This window comes from Clostridium peptidivorans (assembly GCF_900205925.1).
GTDB classification, from domain to species: domain Bacteria; phylum Bacillota; class Clostridia; order Clostridiales; family Clostridiaceae; genus Clostridium_AK; species Clostridium_AK peptidivorans.
Map to the genome: position 1 here is coordinate 1 of NZ_OAOD01000005.1, position 19,616 is coordinate 19,616.

A 19,616-nucleotide genomic window follows, 5' to 3' on the forward strand; every position below is an offset into this window, starting at 1 on the left:
GCTTTTCTTAGGTGGGAGATAACGGCTGATACGCCCCTGGATAAGTTCTTCTAAGACTCAGCTGGAGATAAGTATTCTTCATAAGCAAACTCCACCTGAGTCTAAGAATCACTTGATATATTCAGAAAATATTTCATCGTAAATCTTGCCGTTTTCCTTATCTACTCCATACCATCCTTTGGTTGCAGTGTGATCTCCCATGTTTTCAAATACATGTATAACATAAAAACTTCTTCCATCATGAGTGCTGTCATGATCATATTGATAAACCATATTTGAGGCTGTACTTTCAAATTTATTTTTAACTATTTTAATTGCCCCTTCTACAGTAATTCCTTTTTGTGATTCTTGCTGCTTTTTAATTTCCTCTTGTTTTTTCTTTTCAATTTTAGCCTTTAAAGTTTGTCCTTCTTTGCTTTGACTATCCACTTTAAATACTTCTTGCAGATATTTATTTGCATCATCAAGCTTATTTTCCTTTAATGCCTTATCTGCATTTTTGATATTTAATGTGGCATAATCTCTTTTACATTCTGAAATCTTGTCTTGAGCATCCTTATACATTTTTTCATCTTCTTTTGTTATCTTATTAAACTTTTCTATTGCCTCTAAATATTTTTTTTCATTCAAAAGCTTTATACCATCATTATAAATAACTTTTTCTTGCTTTAAAGACTCAGCTACTTTGATGCTTCTTCTTACATTTTCATCATCTTTATAATTTAATGATTGCTGAAAAGCTGCTATAGCATCATCATATTTTCCTTCATCCATATAGCTATTAGCAGTTTTAACTAAATCATTGTAACCTTGATTCTTATTAAATTTATATATCCCAGTTCCTACCCCTGCTAAAATCAATAAAACTATAATTCCTAAAACAACTTTAGACTTTAAACTATTAAATTTCATAAATTGCACCCCCTACATTAACTGTATAATATTTATTATAATTTTATCATACAAGTAGTATTTTGCGAAACAATTTCCTCTTAAGTTAATATTAGCTGAAACTTTTTATCACAAAATTTCTAAATGTAGTAACAAATTATTAAATCCTATCATATAATATAACAACAACATCTTACATAATCCTAAGCATTTTTTGTAAAAGGAGGTAATATGGATAAAATCCTCTATAACCGTTATATAGAAAATTTTTCTGTAAACTTATTAGACTGTAAATTTCTTGGCAAAGGTCATAATGGCATAATTTATATGCTTCCTGAAGATAAAGTTATTAAAATTTGTTTTAATCCTGAAAGTTGTAAAAAAGAATATGATATTTTAGAAAAGGTAAATGGCAACAAATATTTCCCTGCAGTTTACGGCATGTCTGGAAATTATATGATAAGAGACTATATTGATGGAATACCCTTGAATAAATATATAAAGGATTTTGGATTAAGTAAGGAGTTATCATTAAATCTTATAGATTTATTAGAGGAATTTAAAACGCTAGGTTTTTCCAAGCTAGATTTGCGTTGTAAAGACATAATAGTAAAGCCTGATGGAACAGTCATGGTTATAGATCCTAAAAAATTTTATTCAAAGAATAGAGATTTTCCAAGACATTTAACAAAGGGACTTTACAAATTACATGTACTTAAATCCTTTATGAAGGCTGTTAAAGAAGAACGACCAGATCTATACAATCAGTGGAATAAAAAAGTAAATAATTATATTAAAACAATATAAGGAAAGCTTAGAAATAATGCTTTCCTTTTTATTTATGTCTAATCTCTATATAAAGTATTACCTAAAGAGCTATTTCTTCCCCTCTTTTAGCTATTTCTAGAACCCTTGTTTCATAATTTGCTACTTTAGAAGCGAATTTCTTTATAACCTCATAATCTCTTCCAAAGTGCATAGGCATTAATATCTTTGGGCTAAGCTCTTTTATAAAGTATTCTCCTCCCAAGTAATAGCTTTCTATAAGCCTTGGGTCTACTGGAAAAAATGCTATATCTATTTTGTTATCTTTAATCTTTTCAATTTCTTGTTTAAATACTCTTTCTTGGTTCTGATTAAAGTCTTCAGATTCATCAAACCAATGCCACCAATTTAAATCTCCTGCATGAAAAATATTAACATCATCCACTTTAAGCCAAAATGACACTCCTGCATCTGTAGATCCATAAGTTTTAATTGAAATGCCTTCAATATCTAAAGTATCATACGGTGATACTATATTTATACTTTCATCTTTATCTTCCAACTCGATATCACTACTTAATATATACTTTATATCTTGTCTTATCTTTTTCCAACCTAAAATGCCAGAATTAAAGTGATCTTCATGTCCATGAGATGTAAAAACTAATATTTTTTTATTAGTGAACAGCTCTTTTTCTGTAATAACACCATTGGATATATCTCTCTGTCCTTCATCAACACAATCTAAATAATAATCAAATATTAATAAATAATTTTTTGTTTCAATTAAAAATCCACTATTAAACAGATAGTTTACTTTTACATTATATTTTTCCATAAAAACTTCACCTTCCTTAATAAAAATTCATATTCATTGAGATATTTTCTTTTACTTATAATAAAGTTATAATGTTTTATATAAATGCCATACCAAAGGAGTGAATTATAATGAAATTTACATTTGACCATAATAATATTAACGTTTTAGATCTTGAAAAAAGTATTAGTTTTTATAAAGAAGCATTAGGTTTTGAAGTAATGCGTACTAAAGAATCAAGTGATGGAAGCTTTATATTAAAGTTTCTTGGGGATGGAATTACTTCTCACAATTTAGAGCTAACATGGCTTAGAGATAGAACTGAAGCTTATAACTTAGGTGAAAACGAGTTCCATCTTGCTGTTAGAGTTGATGACTTTGATGCAGCCTATGAACATCACAAAAAAATGGGCTGCATTTGCTATGAAAATAAAGCAATGGGCATATATTTTATAATTGATCCAGATGGTTACTGGACAGAAATTCTTCCTAAAAAATAGTAATTATAAAAGGTTGCTGTGCAACCTTTTATATCTCTCTTTCTACAAGCTTTATGATTTCATCCTTACTCATATTATCTACATCCATATTTTTTATAATCTCTAACAACTTGTCCTTTTTGGATAATTTAATTTCATACCCTTCTTCTATTTCTATTACTTGATTAGATGCAACTATTTCTGAATCAATATTTTCATTTTCAATGAGTTCTTTAAAACTAAACATACTTTCTGCATCTCCATGAACTAAAAACACCTTTTTAGGTTTTTTTACAAATCCTGTAATCCATTCGTAAAGACCATTTCTATCCGCATGTCCAGATAATCCATGTAAATTATAAATTTCTGCATTTACTGCTATCTCCTCACCAAATATCCTAACCTTTTTAGCTCCATCAACAATTAATCTACCTAAAGTTCCCTCTGCCTGATATCCTACAAATACAATTGAACATTCTTTTCTCCATAAATTATGTTTCAAGTGATGCTTTATTCTTCCTGCCTCACACATACCACTTGCAGATATTATAACAGCTCCACTTTGAATTTTATTTAATTGATATGAATCCTGTTGAGATTTTGTAAATACTAGCCCCTTAAACTCTAAAGGATTATCTCCGCTTTCTAGGTATTTTTTTGCTTCTTCATCATAATATTTTTCATGCCTTTTAAATATACTAGTAGCCTCTGTGGCAAGTGGGCTATCTACATAAACTGTACAATTTTTTAATTCATTATTTTCTACATATTTATTTAACATATACAGTACTTCTTGAGTTCTTCCAACTGCAAATGATGGTATTATTACATTGCCTCCTCTTTTTAAAGTATCCTTTATAATATATGCAAGGCTTTTCATATCTTCTACCATTTTTGTATGAAATCTATCTCCATATGTTGTTTCCATAATCACATAATCTGCATATTTAATTTTTGATGGATCTTTTAGTATAGGAAGTCCCTTATTTCCTATATCTCCACTATAAACAAGTCGTATTTCCTTATCATCCTCTTTTACAATTAGCTCTACCATTGCAGATCCTAATAGATGTCCAGCATCTCTAAATACTATTTCAAGTCCATCAAATAACTTTATGACATTATCATAAGGATATTCCTTAAAAAAAATTAAAGATTCTATAGCATCTTTACTGGTATAAAGAGGTTCAATAACTTTTAATCCTTGTCTTATTCTCTTTCTATTTTTCCATTCTGCTTCAGCTTCCTGTATATATCCACTGTCAGGAAGCATAACAGAACATAAGTCCTTTGTAGCGTCTGTACATATAACCTGTCCTTTAAATCCACGTTTACAAAGCAATGGTATTCTTCCTGAATGATCTATATGTGCATGAGATAATATTACATAATCTACTTCATCTGCATCAAAGGGAAAGTACTCGTTTTCTTTTTCAATAGCTCCATTACCTTGATATAGCCCTAAGTCTAATAGTATTAACTTATCTTTGATTCTTAAGATATGACAGGAGCCAGTCACAGTTCTGGCTGCTCCGTAAAATTGAACTTTCATCTTGAGCACCTACTTTCTTAGCGAAATAAAAATATTATATATATAATATTAATTCACTAGTAAGTTTGTGTAAATATATTTGTGTGATTTATTCAAATTTTCAATCATTTTTCACGTTGTTATATCTTAATCTCTTAATAATAAAAGGCCTGGTAGTTCACCAGGCCTTAATGTAAATTTACATTGCTCTACCAGGAATTATTGCATCTAATATTCCAATTGCTAATGCTGCAAGTAATGCGCCTATCATAGATACTCTCATGTTAGGAACTAAAAATTGTGTCAAATATATTATCACAGCTGCAATTAAGAATCCTTTTACGCCTTTTCCAAAAGGTGAGGCATCTACACCCATAGCTTTTTCTACTCCCCAGTCTATTAATGTAATAACAACTGCTGCTATTATATAAGACCATAATCCTACGATACTAAATCCTGGAGTAAAGAATGATGCTATAGCTAATATAATAGCAGTAACTATAAGTCTTACTATTATACTCCCTATACCTGAACCTGAATCTGACTCTTCTTTTCTTCTTTCATCATCTGCCATAAATTATTCACTCCCTTTAATTAAATATTAATTTGATACAATATTAATTTGCCCATAAAAATATTTTTTATTATACTTACTTTTCCCTAAAATTTTTATTTTATCCTAAATTTATAAACATCAATAAATTTATTAAGAAGTTTCAATAAAAACTTTGTTAAATAGTTGACAATATAATAGTTTTTTGATATTATAATATCAACAAGACAGAATAGACAAACAAAACAGAATAAACAGATAATTTAAAATTGATATATTATGTTATATTGTAAAACTGAGGAGGACTTAATTATGAAAGAAGTAAGAGTAAGAGATTTAATCGGAACAGAATTAAAAAATGAAGATGCAATAATACTTAAGGAACTAATCGCTGAAAACTTACAAAATAAAATAGTGCTTGATTTTGAAGATACGAAAACTATACCAGGAACATTCTTTGCTAGTCTTTTAACTGACTTAATCAGCACAAAAACTAGAGATTATGTTGCTTCAAACATAGTCGTTAAAAATTTATCAAATGAGGGCGATTTTAAAAAAGTTCTTTTGGGTACATCAGTGTGCTAAAGATTAAACTATCACAAATAATTATAAAAATATGTGCTAGATATAAAAAGTAGCTGTGAAATTTTATAATATAATTTCACAGCTATTTTTTTAATTAATTTTTTATAACTTAAGTGCATTACTTATTGCACTATGACTCTAGAAGCAACTTATCTTCTTTTGCTTTATCTACATCAAACCAAAACATAACCCCATCCTCTTCATTTATTATTCCATAATCATTTTGATGTAGTTCTTGAATCCCCTTAACAATAGAGAGTCCAAGTCCTGATCCTCCATAACTTCTAGTCCTAGCTTTATCTACCTTGTAAAAACTAGTCCAAATTTTATCCAGTAACTCTTCAGGAATGTGCTTGCCTGAATTATATACAAAAACTCGTATCTTATCTTCCATAGATTCTACTGCAACTGAAATAACCTTTTTATCATCTACATGATTTACTGCATTATTAATGTAATTAATAATTACCTGTTCTATCTTCACCATGTCTGCATAAACCAATATATTTTCGCTCTTTAATACTCGTAAATTTACTTCCTTTTGTTCAAAAATAGCTGTAAATTTATTCAATACTGAGGTAATCATAGATGAGATATTAAATACGTTTTTCTCTATTTCATAATATCCAGACTCAATTTGCGACAAATTTAAAAGATCCTTTACTAGTTGATTCATTCTAGCTGATTCATTCATAATTACATCACAATAAAATTTTTTACTTTCCTCATCCTCTATTACATTACTTTTTAACCCTTCTGCATATCCCTGAATTAGTGCGATAGGAGTTTTTAATTCATGTGATACATTAGATACAAATTCCTTTCTCATTTCATCTATTCTTCTTTCTCTTTCTATATCTTCCATTAAATTCTGATTCTTTTCATTTAGTTCTGATATAGTATTATCTAATTTATGGGATAAAAAATTTATATTCTTACTAAGCTCCCCTATTTCATCTTCACTTTTTATATTACTTATTTCGGAAAAATTCAGTTTTGCCATATTTTCAGTAATCTTATTAAGTTCTAAAATAGGACTTGTAAATTTTCTAGAAAATAAATAAGACCATATACTTCCTAAAATAATCACAATGATTCCTGTAAACATCATAAAGCGATTAGCAATAGATGCATTTTCTGCAATAGCTGGCATTGAAGTTCTTACAATCAAAAAATCTCCTGTGTTTAACACAGTTATCATAGTTAAAAAATCAATTTTCAGCTCCGTATCTTTTTGGATTTGAAAATAAGTTTGCTGCTCTGTAGGAGAACCTCCTAAATCATCAGAATTTTCATCTTGATTTTTACCTGGCATGTGCTTTCTACTTTCCTTATAAAAATCTCCTTGCACAAATCTATTTTCATTTATTATCCTAGCAAAGGTACTGTATTTAGGCTTTCCCTTATTATTAACAATTAGTATATTAGCTCCTGTATCATTTTCAAACATTTGCAATTCCAAAGCAATGTCTTCTGGGTCCCCTTTATATATTTGATTTATTTTATTGCTATTTTTTATAAGTTTATCTTTCTTTTCTGACATATAATATTCTTCAAGGAATTGTGTATTAAGCAGCCAAAAGAATAGTACGAAAAATATAACCAATACATTAGTTGCTATAAATAACTTATATCTTATAGACTTTTTCATTTTTTCACCTCGAACTTATAACCAAATCCCCTTACTGTCTGAACGTAATTCTCCTTTCCCAAAAGTTTAATCCTCAATCGATTAATATGCGTGTCTACAGTTCTTAAACCTCCAAAGTAGTCATATCCCCATACTTGATTTAATATTTGCTCTCTGCTAAGAGCCTTTCCCATATTTTCAACAAGATATAGTAGCATTTCATATTCCTTTGGGCTCAAATCTACTTGATTGCCTTCAATAGATACAGTTCTAGCTTCTTCATCAACTATCAGTCCATCAAAGACTTTTACACTATCTTTATTCCCTTCACTTCTCCTTAAAACTGCATTTACTCTTGCAACTAAAATATTAGGACTAAATGGCTTAGCAATATATTCATCTACGCCAAGTTCAAACCCATATAGCTCATCAAATTCTTCGCTTCTTGCTGTAAGCATAATAATAGGAACCTTTGATACCTTTCTAACCTCTCTACATACTGTCCATCCATCATATACAGGCATCATTACATCTAAAATTACAAGACTTATATCCTCATTTTCTAAAATCGTTTCAAGTGCTTGTTTTCCATCCCCTGCTTCCAAGATTGCATATCCTTCTTTTTTTAAAAAATCTTTTACTAATTTTCTTATAAGCATCTCATCATCTACAATTAATATCTTCTTTGCTGCCAAAGCTTTACCCCTCCAATGAAAACATATATATTTATCGTTTTTATTTTTTGAATTTATATATTTTTATATACTTCATTATACACTAATTTTGTTACATCATTGTAACAGTTATCAATACTTTCATTAATTTCTCCCTTTTATAAAAAAGGCCCATGAAATAAATTCATGAGTCTTTTTACATTTATTTATATATAATTTGAAGGGGGATTCAAATTACTTACTAAATACTAGCACTTATATATTAATTTGTAGATTCGTTTATAGTTGTAGCTGTATTTGTAGCTGCACCTGTTTTTTTATCTTTTACTTTTTCCATCTTAGGAAGTGCAGCCTTAATTACATCTACTTCAGTTTGTGTGAGTGTTCCATTATCTACCAACTCTTTAAACATATCATTTTTTTCTACACTCTTTTGACTTTCAAAATATGTCTTTCTCTCATCTTCAGTCATATTTTTAACCTTTTCCATTTCAGCTTTTTTTAGTTCTCTTTTTTCATTCATAAAACTAATTATCTTATCTTCTTGAGACTGTGTTATTTTACCTGACTCTACCAAAGTATCTAAAGTTGTTTTTAAGTTTTCACAGTTGTTTTTTATTCTATAATCTATTCCTTTACCTCGGCCTATTTCTTCTGAAAGTGAAGCTTTTAATTTGTCTGCTTGCTCCTGGCTAATTATTTTATTATCCACTAGTTCTTTAAGCATATCAGTTTTTTTTGCATCATTTTGACTTTTGAAATATGCCATACGTTCTTCTGCATTCATACTATTAACCTTTTCCATTTCAGCTTTTCTTTCTTCATTCTTTTGATTTATAAATTCAGTAATCTTATCTGATTGCTCCTTAGTAATTGTTCCTGATTCAACAAGACTTTCAAGCTGAGCCTTTATATTTCCATCACAGATAACTCTTTTATTGCCTACTTTACCTTGAGTTACAGCTAAACTGTTATTACTTACTGCCGCATCATCACTTTTTGCTGAAGCAGATATTCCTACTGATAAAGTTACCCCTGCTGCAATCAATCCTGTCATTACTTTTACAATTAATTTTTTACTTCTCATGCTCTTATACCCCTTTCGATTTTTAGTTGTTGTTTACCTCGATGTCTTTATTATATGGAAGCAATGACACATTTTTGTTACATCTGTTTGTAAGTTTCGTTAAAATCTATTAATAACTACTCATTTGTATCTTTGAATAAATTTCGAGCAATTCCCACGGCTTCTTGTGCATCCTTTGCATAGTAATCTGCCTTTATCATGTCTGCATATTCTTGATTTAATACTGCTCCTCCTACAAAGATTTTACACTGAACATTATTTTCTCTAAGACTTTTAATTGTATCTTCCATACTCTTAACCGTAGTTGTCATAAGAGCACTTAATCCAACTAATTTTATATTTTCGTTTTTTGCAGTTTCTACTATATTTTCTATAGGCACGTCTTTTCCTAGATCTATAATGTCAAATCCATAGTTTTCAAGAATGACCTTTACAATATTTTTACCAATGTCATGGATATCTCCTTTTACTGTGGCTAAAATTATCTTTCCTTTGGAAATCTGTTTTTCTTCTTCTAAATTCATATTTTCTTTGATAACAACAAAGGAGTTTTTTACAGTTTCAGCAGATTGAATAAGCTGTGGAAGGAATATCTCTCCGTTCTCATACTTCTTTCCTACCACATCTAAGGCTGGAATTAAATACTCATCAACTATGGCTAAGCTATCCTTGCTTCTCAATAACTCCCTTGTCGTTTGTAATGCATCTTCTTTCAATCCTTTTATTATTATTTCTTTCAAATCTCTATCATTGTTCACCCTAGGAGATTCTTTTCCCTCAATATTTGAATATGTATTTATATATTCCTTTGCTTCCTTATCTATATTGGATAATACCTTAAAGGCTTTTATAACATCCATTACTTCTTTATTACCTGGATTTAATATAGGAGCATCTAGTCCTGCAGATAATGTCATTGAAAGAAAAGCTTGATTTAAAATTTCTCTTTTAGGAAGTCCAAAGGATACATTACTCACTCCAAGTACTGTACTTACTCCAAGTTCTTCTTTTACCATTCTTACAGCTTTTATTGTCTCCATAACTTCTTCTTGTTGAGCTGAAGCTGTAAGCACTAGACAGTCAATTAAAATATCTTCTTTTCTTATGCCATATTCCTCAGCAGTATTTATAATTTTTTCTGCAATTTTAACCCTTTCCTCTGCCTTAGATGGTATCCCATTTTCATCAAGAGTAAGTCCTACTATACAAGCACCATACTTCTTAGCAATAGGAAAAATTTCCCTAATAACCTGCTCTTTTCCATTAACTGAATTTATTATAGATTTCCCATTGTAGATTCTTGCAGCAGCTTCTATAACCTTTGAATCTGAACTATCTATTTGAAGAGGCACATTTAGTATAGATTGTACTTCCTTAATCGTTCTTATCATCATTTCTTTTTCGTCTATTTCCGGCAGTCCTACATTTACATCTAATATGTCCGCTCCTGACTCTACTTGATTTATTGCTTCAGTTAATATGTAATCTATATTATTGGATTTTAAAGCCTCCTTAAATTTTTTCTTTCCTGTTGGATTAATTCTCTCCCCTATAACCTTTACTTCTTTTCCTAAAATCACAGTCTTGCTAGATGAGCATATAGCAGTAAACTTCTTATTATTCACTTTAACAGGTTTTAAGCTTTTTAAATTCTCAACAACCTTTTTTATATATTCATCTGTTGTACCACAACAACCACCTAAAATACATGCTCCACTTTGTGCCATTACCTTTACATGTTTTGCAAATTCCTCTGGTGTAATATCATATATAGTTTTCTCATCTTCAACTCTAGGAAGACCTGCATTAGCTTGAATTATAACTGGAATTGATGAATATTCTAATATCTTTTCTACTATAGGTATTAGTTCCTTAGGTCCAAGAGAACAATTTACTCCAAGTGCATCTACTCCTAAACCTTCTAAAAGAGTAATCATAGTAAGAGGATCTGTTCCCGTAAAGGTTCTTCCATCTTCTCCAAAAGTCATAGTACAAAATACTGGTAAGTTACTATTTTCCTTTGCTGCTAATACTGCCGCTTTAGCTTCGTAAAGATCTGAAATTGTCTCTATTAAAATTAAATCACATCCTGCTTTAACTCCAGCTTCCACCTGTCTTTTAAAGATTTCATAAGCTCTTTCAAATTTCAATACTCCCATTGGTTCAAGCATCTGTCCAATAGGTCCAATATCTAATGCTACATATTTTCCATTACTAGTCTTCTTAACTTCTTTAGCAATCTCTACTGCTTTCGTTATTACTTCTTCTACAGAGTAATCTGTATTTTTAAGCTTTAATTCATTAGCTCCAAAGGTATTAGTAGTAATTATGTCTGCTCCAGCTTTTACATACTTTTCATGAACTTCTCTTATTATGTCGGGATACAAAATATTATAGGTTTCTGGAATTTCTCCTACTTTAAGCCCCCTACTTTGAAGCATTGTACCCATTGCGCCATCAAAAAATATAATCTGCTTTGTTAAAGCTTCCCTAATTCCCACAATAACTTCCCCCTTTTCTATATTTACAACTCATGAAACTATTGCACTTTTTACATCCAAAATGTTTGGCTACTATGCTATCATTCTGAAATCCTATTACTGCACTTACTGATTTTCTCGGTATTAAAATATTATTTTCAGTTACTGTAAGCCCTATGTTCTTTTGTGCATCTAAAGCATTTATTATTTCAGGCTGAATATCTATAAAAAAATCTCCGTATCCCGGACTATATCTATAGGTAATGCTTAGCCCCTTACTTTGTGCTTCTTTTCTTATCTCTTTTTGAACTTCATCGCAGGCCCATTCTACCCCTACAGATGCACATGCATCCAATATCAATGCCTTAGTCATGCTAACTTTTTCATAATATCTTATTTTAGTATCTATATTACTTCCAAGGGTTACCGCTATAACAGCACACATAGATGAATTCTTAAGATGTTCTAATATATCCTTCCCCTTAAATATCAAATTGCTTTTTAATAGCTTCACTTGTTCTTCATTTTTATGAATGCTAAATATCTTATATATATACTTCCAGTTTGAAATTTCTTTTATTTCGTTTATACATTCATCTATCAGCAAATCTATATTTTCATCAACAACTCCACTTTTATATTCAAGATATCTTAAAACTTCTTTTTTATCTATATACACTTTTTCCCCCTTAAAGTTACCTATATATCAAATTTAATCTTTATAAAATGTAGTACTAAATCCCTTATCTAAAACATATCTCGCATACTCTTTTGCTCCAAATAAAGATAAATCCCTATAGTTACCACACTGAAGATTATTAGCTGCTGGAACTTTATCTGCTTGTAGTACTTGTTTTAAAGATGCTTCAAGAGCATTCTTTATCATTTCTGGTTCTACCTCTCCCCACAATATAAGATAAAATCCAGTTCTGCATCCCATAGGAGATAAATCGATTACATTATCTAAATGTTCTCTTAAATATCCTGCAAGAAGATGCTCTAAAGCATGTATCGATGCTGTTGGCATTGCCTCTTGATTTGGCTGCAAAAATCTCAAATCAAACTTTGTTACTTTATCACCTTTTTCTCCATTGAGAACTGCTGCTTTTCTTATATACGGTGCAATAACCTTCCTATGATCTAATTGAAAACTTTCTACGTTTGGCATATAAGATTCCTCCATATAATTTATATATTAATTATAATCCATACTTATATCAAATAATGATTTTTTGGTATTAAGTCAAGACTTTTTACCTTTCAATTAAAGTTTTGTACGTTTAATAGAAATAAGACCTAAAGGATATCCCTTAGGTCTTAATACCTTAAAACTTATATATTAACAACCTTTAACAAACCTTTCTATTCTTTTAAGTGCTTCCATAATATTGTCCATTGAAGAAGCATAACACGTTCTTATAAATCCTTCTCCACACTCACCAAATGCGTGTCCCGGAACTGCTAGCACTTTTTCCTTCATTAGAAGGCCTTCACAAAATTCATCTGATGTTAATCCCGTTGATTTTATAGATGGGAATAAATAAAATGCTCCCTTAGGCTCAAAACAATCAAGTCCCATCTTTCTAAATCCATTTACCATTACTCTTCTTCTTCTATTGTACTCTCTAATCATTTCTTCAACATCGCTATCACTATTTTTCAAAGCTTCAATAGCAGCATATTGTCCCGTTGTATTAGAGCACATAATTGCATATTGATGAATTTTTTTCATGGCATCTATTAATACATGATGTCCACAAACATAACCCATTCTCCAACCCGTCATAGCATAAGATTTTGAAAATCCGTTAATCACTATAGTTTTCTCATACATCTCTTGGAAACTTGCAATAGAAACATGCTCTCCTTCATAGGTTAATTCAGAGTATATCTCATCTGATAATACAATTATGTCTTTGTCTTTAAGCACATCTACAATTGCTGCTAATTCTTCTCTTGTCATGATAGCTCCCGTTGGATTATTTGGAAAAGGAACAATTACCACTTTAGTCTTTGGAGTTATAGCTTCAGTAAGCAATTCTGGAGTTAGTTTAAACTCGTCTTCAGGTCTAAGATTAATAACCACTGGTGTAGCACCTGTAAAAACAGTACATCCTTTGTATGCAACAAAGCTTGGTTCCGGAATAATAACTTCGTCCCCTTCTGCAACCAATGCCCTAAGTGCTATATCAATGCCCTCACTTCCCCCAACAGTTACAAGTATTTGATTATCAGCATTATATTTTAAATTATACTTTCTATTTAAATATGATGAAATTTCATCTCTAAGTTCAATAAGTCCTGCATTTGAAGAATAGTGTGTATGACCTTTTTCTAGTGAATAAATACCTGCTTCTCTTATGTTCCATGGAGTTACAAAATCTGGTTCTCCAACCCCAAGGGATATTACATCATCCATTTCATTTATCATATCAAAATACTTTCTTATACCTGAAGGTGGCATATTACTAACCTTAGGTAGAATCATTTCTTCTATTCTCATATAAATATAGCCTCCCTATCATCCCTTATTTTTTCTTCAAATATAACACCTTTATCTTTATACTTTTTAAGTATAAAATGTGTTGCAGTGCTTAAAACTCCCTCTTGCGTAGCCAGTTTTTCTGATACAAAAAGTGCTACCTCTTTTATAGTTTTTCCTTCAACAATGACAGTTAAATCAAATCCCCCTGACATTAAATAACAGGATTTAACCTCCGGAAATCTATATATTCTTTCTGCAACTTTATCAAAGCCTTCCCCTCTTTGTGGAGTTACCTTTACCTCTATTAGTGCTATGACACTGTCTTTACTTGTTTGATCCCAATTAATTAGAGCAGTATACCCTACAATAACATTATCTTTTTCGTATTTCCTTATAGCTTCCCTTACCTCCTGAGCAGTTTTACCTGTCATCACTGCTATTTCTTCTTCGCTATATTTGCTATTTTTCTCTAAAATCTCAAGAATTTCTTCCATAATATTTTGCCTCCAATCTAATAAAATTAAAATAAAAAAATCCTCCATCCCATAAAGGGACGAAAGATTTTTCGCGGTACCACCCTAGTTAGCGCTATAAAGCGCTCTCTCAATTGGAATCGAAAATTCCAATCCTCTATAACGTGAGGAAACGTCTGTCTCTATTGTAGGAATTAAAAAATAATTCCCCTTTCTCGATGAGAAACTCGAGGGCTGCTTTCCATAAGGTTATATTATCGGGCTTTCACCATTCACCGATTCGCTTTGAATTTTCACTTTATGTACTATTCCCTGTCATAATTTTTAATACACTATAATTTATCCATTTTTATATATTATACTAGAATAATTTTAAAATTCAATATATTTTATTGTTTTTTCTTTTAATCTAATTACTATTCTCCTATAATTATGTGGTATATAACTTCAACGTGGCTTTTAATTAATTATTTATTTATTTATTATTTTATCAATTATTTCTATCCTTGAATTTCCTAACACGTTAGATATCTTTAATGACATTACGCCATCCTTATAAATTCTATCTTCATTGGCTTTAATAAGTTTTATTAACTTTTCTTGAAATGCATCATATTCAACCAATCCTTCTAAATATGAATCTATCAAATCCTTTATACATGTTGCTAATTCCTTTGGGTTCTTATAAGTTAGTCTCATAGTTAAACTCCTTTAATTTTATATGTTTTATTAAATATTATAACATTTTTTCAATATTTGAATACTCTAAAATTTATTTATACAAGTTCCAGAATTTCTTGCACAAAAATTGTCATACTCAACTCCTTTATAAATTTAAGAAAAAGCACCAACATCAGTGGCCTCCACTGATGTTGGTGTTTTTTTAACTATGTATTATACTTGCCTTCAATCTGCATTATAGCAATTCTCTTCTTAATTGTTCTCCTGACTTTGGCGATAAATATGAAAATGGAATATCTAATACTGTACGTGCTCCTGTTTGCCCTTCCTTAGACATTCTGTAAACTGCCCTTGCATAAGCTACTAGCACACTAGACGTAAATTCTGGGTTACTACCAAGCTCTAAATTAAGCTCCATTCTTTGCTTAGTATTCTCTCCAGTTACTCCTGTACGAATAACAAATCCACCATGAGGTATACCACTATGATTTTTCTTTAAATCTTCTTCAGTTATAAAATTCACTGTAGTATTATAATCAGAGAAATAATTTGGCATATTCTTAATTTCATTTTTAATTCGCTCTAAATCAGCACCTTCCTCAGGCACTACATAACAAACTCTTTCATGTTTTTCTCTTGTTGAAAATTCAGGATTTTCTCCTGTACGAACTCTTTCAATAGCAGATTCAACAGGTATAGTATATTGAATACCATCCTTAACACCAGCTACTCTTCTTATTGCATCTGAATGACCTTGACTTACTCCCTTGCCCCAGAAAGTATAGTCTTTTCCAACTGGAAGTATTGATTGACCTAAAAGTCGGCTCAATGAAAATACCCCTGGATCCCAGCCAACAGATATAAGTCCAATAGTACCATTTCTTTTTGTTATTTCATCTAACCTATTAAAATATTCCGGTATTCTAGCATGAGTATCAAAGCTATCTACTGTATTAAATGTTGCTGCAATCTCTGGAGCCTGCTCTGGCAAATCTGTTGCAGATCCTCCACAAAGAATCATAACATCGATTTTGTCCTTGTAATTTTCCATTTCGCAAATATGTACCATTTTTGAATTTGACTGCAATTTATCAGGATTTCTTCTTGTGAAAATAGCCTCCAATTCAAAATCTGGATTTTGTTTTAATGATAATTCCACACCTTTTCCAAGATTTCCGTAACCTACAATACCTATTCTAATCTTCTTATCCATCCTTTACCTGGCAATAAAGCCAGTCGCCCCTCCTTTATATATTCAATTCAACCTTTATTAAAAGTTATAACACTTTTAGGTTGTGGTAATTTTACCATAATTATTTTTATTTTTCTATATATTTTTTTGATTTAGGAGATTTGCTATGGGAGTTTTTAATAAATTACCAACTTACAATATTTTCCCATCTTCCATCATCTTCTCTTGTTTAAGTTGTCCACAACCTCCCTTGATATCACTTCCAAAGTTATGAAAAATCTCACAATCTATTTTGTTTTTAAGTTTATTATAAAAGTCTATTACATCATTTTGTTCTGGAGCCATTAATCCTTCTATATTATTATCATTATACGCTGAAATGATAAGTTTTAGGGGTTTGCCTTTTAACAGCCTCTCTAATCTTTCTACATCCTCTTCAGTATCATTTACACCTTTAAATATCATATATCTTATTCTCGTCTTTATCTTGAATATTTCTGCATACTCAACCGCTGCTTCAATTATAGAATCTATATCGTATTTTAAAGTAACTGGCATTATATGCTTACGTGTGTCATTTGATGATGCATGCAACGACAAGTTAAGTCTAATCTTAATATCGCTATTTTTAAAATCATTTATCAGTCTATTAATCCTTGGCGTTAAACCTACCGTTGCAATTTCAAAATTACTTATTTTATATTTATTATATATACTGATTATAGCCTCTCTAACATTTTCATAATTCATAAAAGGTTCACCCATTCCCGCAAAAACAACCGCATCTATTGGTAACAACTTAGTTTCCTTGCAATGATCAGCACAAATGTCTACCTGTCCAATTATTTCAAGTGGAGTAAGATTTCTTACGAAACCTTGTTTCCCTGTTGCACAGAAAAAGCATCCTTGGCTGCAACCCACTTGAGAAGACACGCATACCGTACTGTGGTAAGTAAGCTTTAATTCTTTATCATACATATATAAAGTTTCAATAGTATTTCCGTCCTCCATTTTTAATAGATATTTTACTGCATTGTCGCTACTTACAAGTTTTTTAATAACTTTCACATCTATCACCTCATTAAATATTTTTAGACAAAAAGAAAAAATCCTTGAATACAAATACTTGTACTCAAGAATTTTACCATCATTCTTACTATAGCCCCTTAAATCTAAGACGCAATAATGAAAAAGGCAGGTCTCCTGGCTTACGGACTAACGATACTTTTTCCTTCCCGGTATTATCCAGTGGATTATAAAAGCTCTACCGTTTACAGTGGTGGGACCGCTGAGGCTTCTACCTCATTCCCTATTCTCCCTTTCGGGCACCTTTTTCCATATTTTATATTATTATTTCATACAGATCCATTATTCATGTAAAATTATTATATATTATAATATTTAATTTTGCAACTTGTAATATAAATGGGCGAATCTAAATATTCTATACCAATTAAAAGCTAACTACTTTATGAGCTCTACAGCTTGCTTTGATACATAAGAGTTATCAATACTATAACCATCCTTAGTCTTATTGCATACCGTTACGCCTTCAAGCTTGATTTCTTTTCCATTTAACTTTGCTATATTAGTGTAACCAAGGAGTTCAAGTGTTTTGTTTCCCTTTGTTACCTTAATCACTGGATTATCTGTATCCGAAGCGTCTATTGTTGCCTTTGCTCCAACCTCCTGGAAGGCCTCCTTTGCATTTACAAATAGTCTCTTAGTTGTCTGATCAAGATTAAGTCCTAAAACTCTCGCCATATATTTTCCTACATCAGTGTTCTCGACTACACCTTGAAGCTTTTCAACACCAACTGGAGCATAATTAAATAAAGCTACATCTCCACCTATGTGTTCTCCATAAGCCCAGCATATATTAGATCTATTGCTCACTACCTTATTAACAGAACCTTTCTTGATAAGTTCCATTTCATCATTCGTAAGATTCTCTATACCATAATAATCCTTCAAAACCTTTTCAATTTTTGCATCATCTGCTCCATTTAATAATTCCTTTGCCAAATCTAAAGATGCTTTTGCTGTTTTAAGATTATCGATACTTTCTTTAAAAGTTACACTTGAGTAATTACTATTTATACCCCCTACAGTAGGTCCGCCAGTGCCATGGTCAGCAGAAGACACTACAACCGTATTACCATCTTTCTTAGCAAAATCCAATGCCACCTTTACGGCTTCATCAAAAGCTACAATATCTCCAGCAAGTCCAGCAGGATCATTAGCATGAGCTGCCCAATCTACTTTACTTCCTTCTACCAAAAGAACAAAGCCATCATTATCCTTTGATAATACTTCTATTGCCTTTTTAGTCATTTCTGCAAGACTAGGCTCATCTGAATTAGTGGTTTTACGATCAATATCATATTTTAAATCCTTTGGTGCAAATGCTCCCCAAAGTTTTGAAGAAGTAGATTTCATCATTCCTTCTTTAGTAGTTACATAGTCATAACCAAGACTCTTTATTGTCTGCCTTAAATCCTTTCCATCTTTTCTTTTTCCATAAGCAGCTGGTGAAAAAAATTCATCTCCTCCACCTAGCATTACATCCATACCATTATAAATCTGCTGCTTCATAAGTGAATTATAATTGTTTCTGTCTGGATCATGAGCAGTAAAATCTGCAGGAGTTGCATGCATCATTTCGCAAGTAACAACTGCACCTGTAGCTTTTCCTGCTAATTTAGCAGCCTCAAGCAAGGTTGCTGCTGGCCTATCATCAGGTAATACTCCAACGTGCTTATCATCAGTTTTATAGCCTATTGAATAAGCAGTTCCACCTGGTGCAGAGTCAGTTATAGGTCCATTATCCCAATATGTCCTTGTAAGACCTACTGCTATCTCATCCATTGCAAGCGGTTTACCGCCATTATACCATCTAGCTATAGTTATAGCCTCTATACTAGTACCATCTGGTATAAGCATAATAACATTTTTAGCCGTACCATTATTTTTCGCTTGTACACTATTATTGGAGCTAAAAGACATTTGCCCCAAAATCATTAGCATGGCACATAGAAGTGCAATGACTGATTTCTTCATCTTAACTTGATGAAGCTTGAACATAAGCAGTCCCCCCTTAAATATCTTGTACATTAATTTATATGCCGCCATATTATTAATAATTACGTTGATAAAATCCTAACTTATTAGAGCTAATAAATTGAAAGAAACAAGATATCAGGGCTATAAATTAAAAAGTGTTAATGATTTAAAAACAATCATTAACACTTATGTAAAATCAATTTTATTTTATAGCGATATGTTTAAACCAA

The 19,616-nt window shown here is 31.0% G+C and carries 19 protein-coding genes, 1 riboswitch and 1 other annotated feature; of the genes, 3 read left to right on the forward strand and 16 right to left on the reverse strand.

The features are described 5' to 3' along the window. Positions 1-108 precede the first annotated feature (108 nt). Positions 109-912, reverse strand: coding sequence for a tetratricopeptide repeat protein (locus CRN98_RS05785; RefSeq protein ID WP_097026483.1), 804 nt, complete (start codon positions 910-912; stop codon positions 109-111). 210 nt (positions 913-1,122) lie between these two features. Between CRN98_RS05785 and CRN98_RS05790 the strand changes: the two genes are divergently transcribed. Then, complete coding sequence (locus tag CRN98_RS05790; protein WP_097026484.1) at positions 1,123-1,698, forward strand: RIO2 family protein; 576 nt, start codon at positions 1,123-1,125, stop codon at positions 1,696-1,698. Between the two features lie 61 nt (positions 1,699-1,759). Here the strand turns inward: CRN98_RS05790 and CRN98_RS05795 are convergent, their stop codons facing one another. Further along, on the reverse strand, positions 1,760-2,494 hold the full coding sequence (locus tag CRN98_RS05795; protein WP_097026485.1) for an MBL fold metallo-hydrolase: 735 nt from the start codon (positions 2,492-2,494) through the stop codon (positions 1,760-1,762). Between the two features lie 110 nt (positions 2,495-2,604). Here CRN98_RS05795 and CRN98_RS05800 point away from each other — a divergent pair, with 110 nt between their 5' ends. Beyond that, a complete protein-coding gene (locus CRN98_RS05800; RefSeq protein WP_179631954.1) occupies positions 2,605-2,973 on the forward strand; it encodes a VOC family protein in 369 nt (122 codons plus the stop codon). Between the two features lie 28 nt (positions 2,974-3,001). On the opposite strand, the gene CRN98_RS05805 is transcribed toward CRN98_RS05800, so the two are convergent. Further along, positions 3,002-4,504 carry an MBL fold metallo-hydrolase RNA specificity domain-containing protein gene (locus CRN98_RS05805; RefSeq protein WP_097026487.1) on the reverse strand — a complete coding sequence of 501 codons (1,503 nt, stop codon included), beginning with the start codon at positions 4,502-4,504 and terminating at the stop codon, positions 3,002-3,004. 178 nt (positions 4,505-4,682) lie between these two features. Further along, entirely contained in the window at positions 4,683-5,057 is a 375-nt protein-coding gene (locus tag CRN98_RS05810) for a phage holin family protein (protein ID WP_097026488.1), read from the reverse strand. Between the two features lie 291 nt (positions 5,058-5,348). On the opposite strand from CRN98_RS05810, the gene CRN98_RS05815 reads away from it, so the two are divergent. Then, a complete protein-coding gene (locus tag CRN98_RS05815; protein WP_179631957.1) occupies positions 5,349-5,621 on the forward strand; it encodes an STAS-like domain-containing protein in 273 nt (90 codons plus the stop codon). A gap of 130 nt (positions 5,622-5,751) precedes the next feature. Here the strand turns inward: CRN98_RS05815 and CRN98_RS05820 are convergent, their stop codons facing one another. The 12 genes from CRN98_RS05820 to CRN98_RS05875 form a co-directional block, all read right to left on the reverse strand. Beyond that, on the reverse strand, positions 5,752-7,272 hold the full coding sequence (locus CRN98_RS05820) for a histidine kinase dimerization/phospho-acceptor domain-containing protein (protein ID WP_097026490.1): 1,521 nt from the start codon (positions 7,270-7,272) through the stop codon (positions 5,752-5,754). Continuing rightward, positions 7,269-7,946 carry a response regulator transcription factor gene (locus CRN98_RS05825; protein ID WP_097026491.1) on the reverse strand — a complete coding sequence of 226 codons (678 nt, stop codon included), beginning with the start codon at positions 7,944-7,946 and terminating at the stop codon, positions 7,269-7,271. The genes CRN98_RS05820 and CRN98_RS05825 overlap by 4 nt, the downstream gene beginning before the upstream one ends. A 241-nt stretch (positions 7,947-8,187) precedes the next feature. Continuing rightward, entirely contained in the window at positions 8,188-9,012 is an 825-nt protein-coding gene (locus tag CRN98_RS05830) for a hypothetical protein (protein ID WP_097026492.1), read from the reverse strand. Positions 9,013-9,128: 116 nt separating this feature from the next. Continuing rightward, on the reverse strand, positions 9,129-11,513 hold the full coding sequence (locus CRN98_RS05835) for a homocysteine S-methyltransferase family protein (protein WP_179631968.1): 2,385 nt from the start codon (positions 11,511-11,513) through the stop codon (positions 9,129-9,131). Further along, positions 11,503-12,171 carry a vitamin B12 dependent-methionine synthase activation domain-containing protein gene (locus tag CRN98_RS05840; RefSeq protein ID WP_097026493.1) on the reverse strand — a complete coding sequence of 223 codons (669 nt, stop codon included), beginning with the start codon at positions 12,169-12,171 and terminating at the stop codon, positions 11,503-11,505. Before CRN98_RS05840 ends, CRN98_RS05835 begins: the two co-directional genes overlap by 11 nt. 33 nt (positions 12,172-12,204) lie before the next feature. Continuing rightward, positions 12,205-12,660: an S-ribosylhomocysteine lyase gene (locus tag CRN98_RS05845; protein WP_097026494.1), complete on the reverse strand. Its 456-nt coding sequence runs from the start codon at positions 12,658-12,660 to the stop codon at positions 12,205-12,207. A 171-nt stretch (positions 12,661-12,831) separates the two neighbouring features. Beyond that, complete coding sequence (locus CRN98_RS05850; RefSeq protein WP_097026495.1) at positions 12,832-13,995, reverse strand: aminotransferase class I/II-fold pyridoxal phosphate-dependent enzyme; 1,164 nt, start codon at positions 13,993-13,995, stop codon at positions 12,832-12,834. Beyond that, positions 13,992-14,471, reverse strand: coding sequence for an Lrp/AsnC family transcriptional regulator (locus CRN98_RS05855; RefSeq protein ID WP_097026496.1), 480 nt, complete (start codon positions 14,469-14,471; stop codon positions 13,992-13,994). The genes CRN98_RS05850 and CRN98_RS05855 overlap by 4 nt, the downstream gene beginning before the upstream one ends. A gap of 52 nt (positions 14,472-14,523) precedes the next feature. After that, positions 14,524-14,778 (reverse strand) — a binding site (T-box leader). 143 nt (positions 14,779-14,921) lie between these two features. Further along, positions 14,922-15,149 carry a TIGR04540 family protein gene (locus CRN98_RS05860; protein WP_097026497.1) on the reverse strand — a complete coding sequence of 76 codons (228 nt, stop codon included), beginning with the start codon at positions 15,147-15,149 and terminating at the stop codon, positions 14,922-14,924. A 217-nt stretch (positions 15,150-15,366) separates the two neighbouring features. Next, entirely contained in the window at positions 15,367-16,344 is a 978-nt protein-coding gene (locus CRN98_RS05865) for a diaminopimelate dehydrogenase (protein ID WP_097026498.1), read from the reverse strand. A 171-nt stretch (positions 16,345-16,515) separates the two neighbouring features. Then, entirely contained in the window at positions 16,516-17,391 is an 876-nt protein-coding gene (locus CRN98_RS05870; RefSeq protein WP_097026673.1) for a radical SAM protein, read from the reverse strand. Positions 17,392-17,499: 108 nt separating this feature from the next. Continuing rightward, positions 17,500-17,671, reverse strand: a riboswitch (cobalamin riboswitch). A gap of 116 nt (positions 17,672-17,787) precedes the next feature. Next, positions 17,788-19,407 (reverse strand): alkaline phosphatase, encoded by a 1,620-nt coding sequence (locus tag CRN98_RS05875; RefSeq protein WP_207653577.1) that lies wholly within the window; start codon positions 19,405-19,407, stop codon positions 17,788-17,790. Positions 19,408-19,616: the final 209 nt, after the last annotated feature.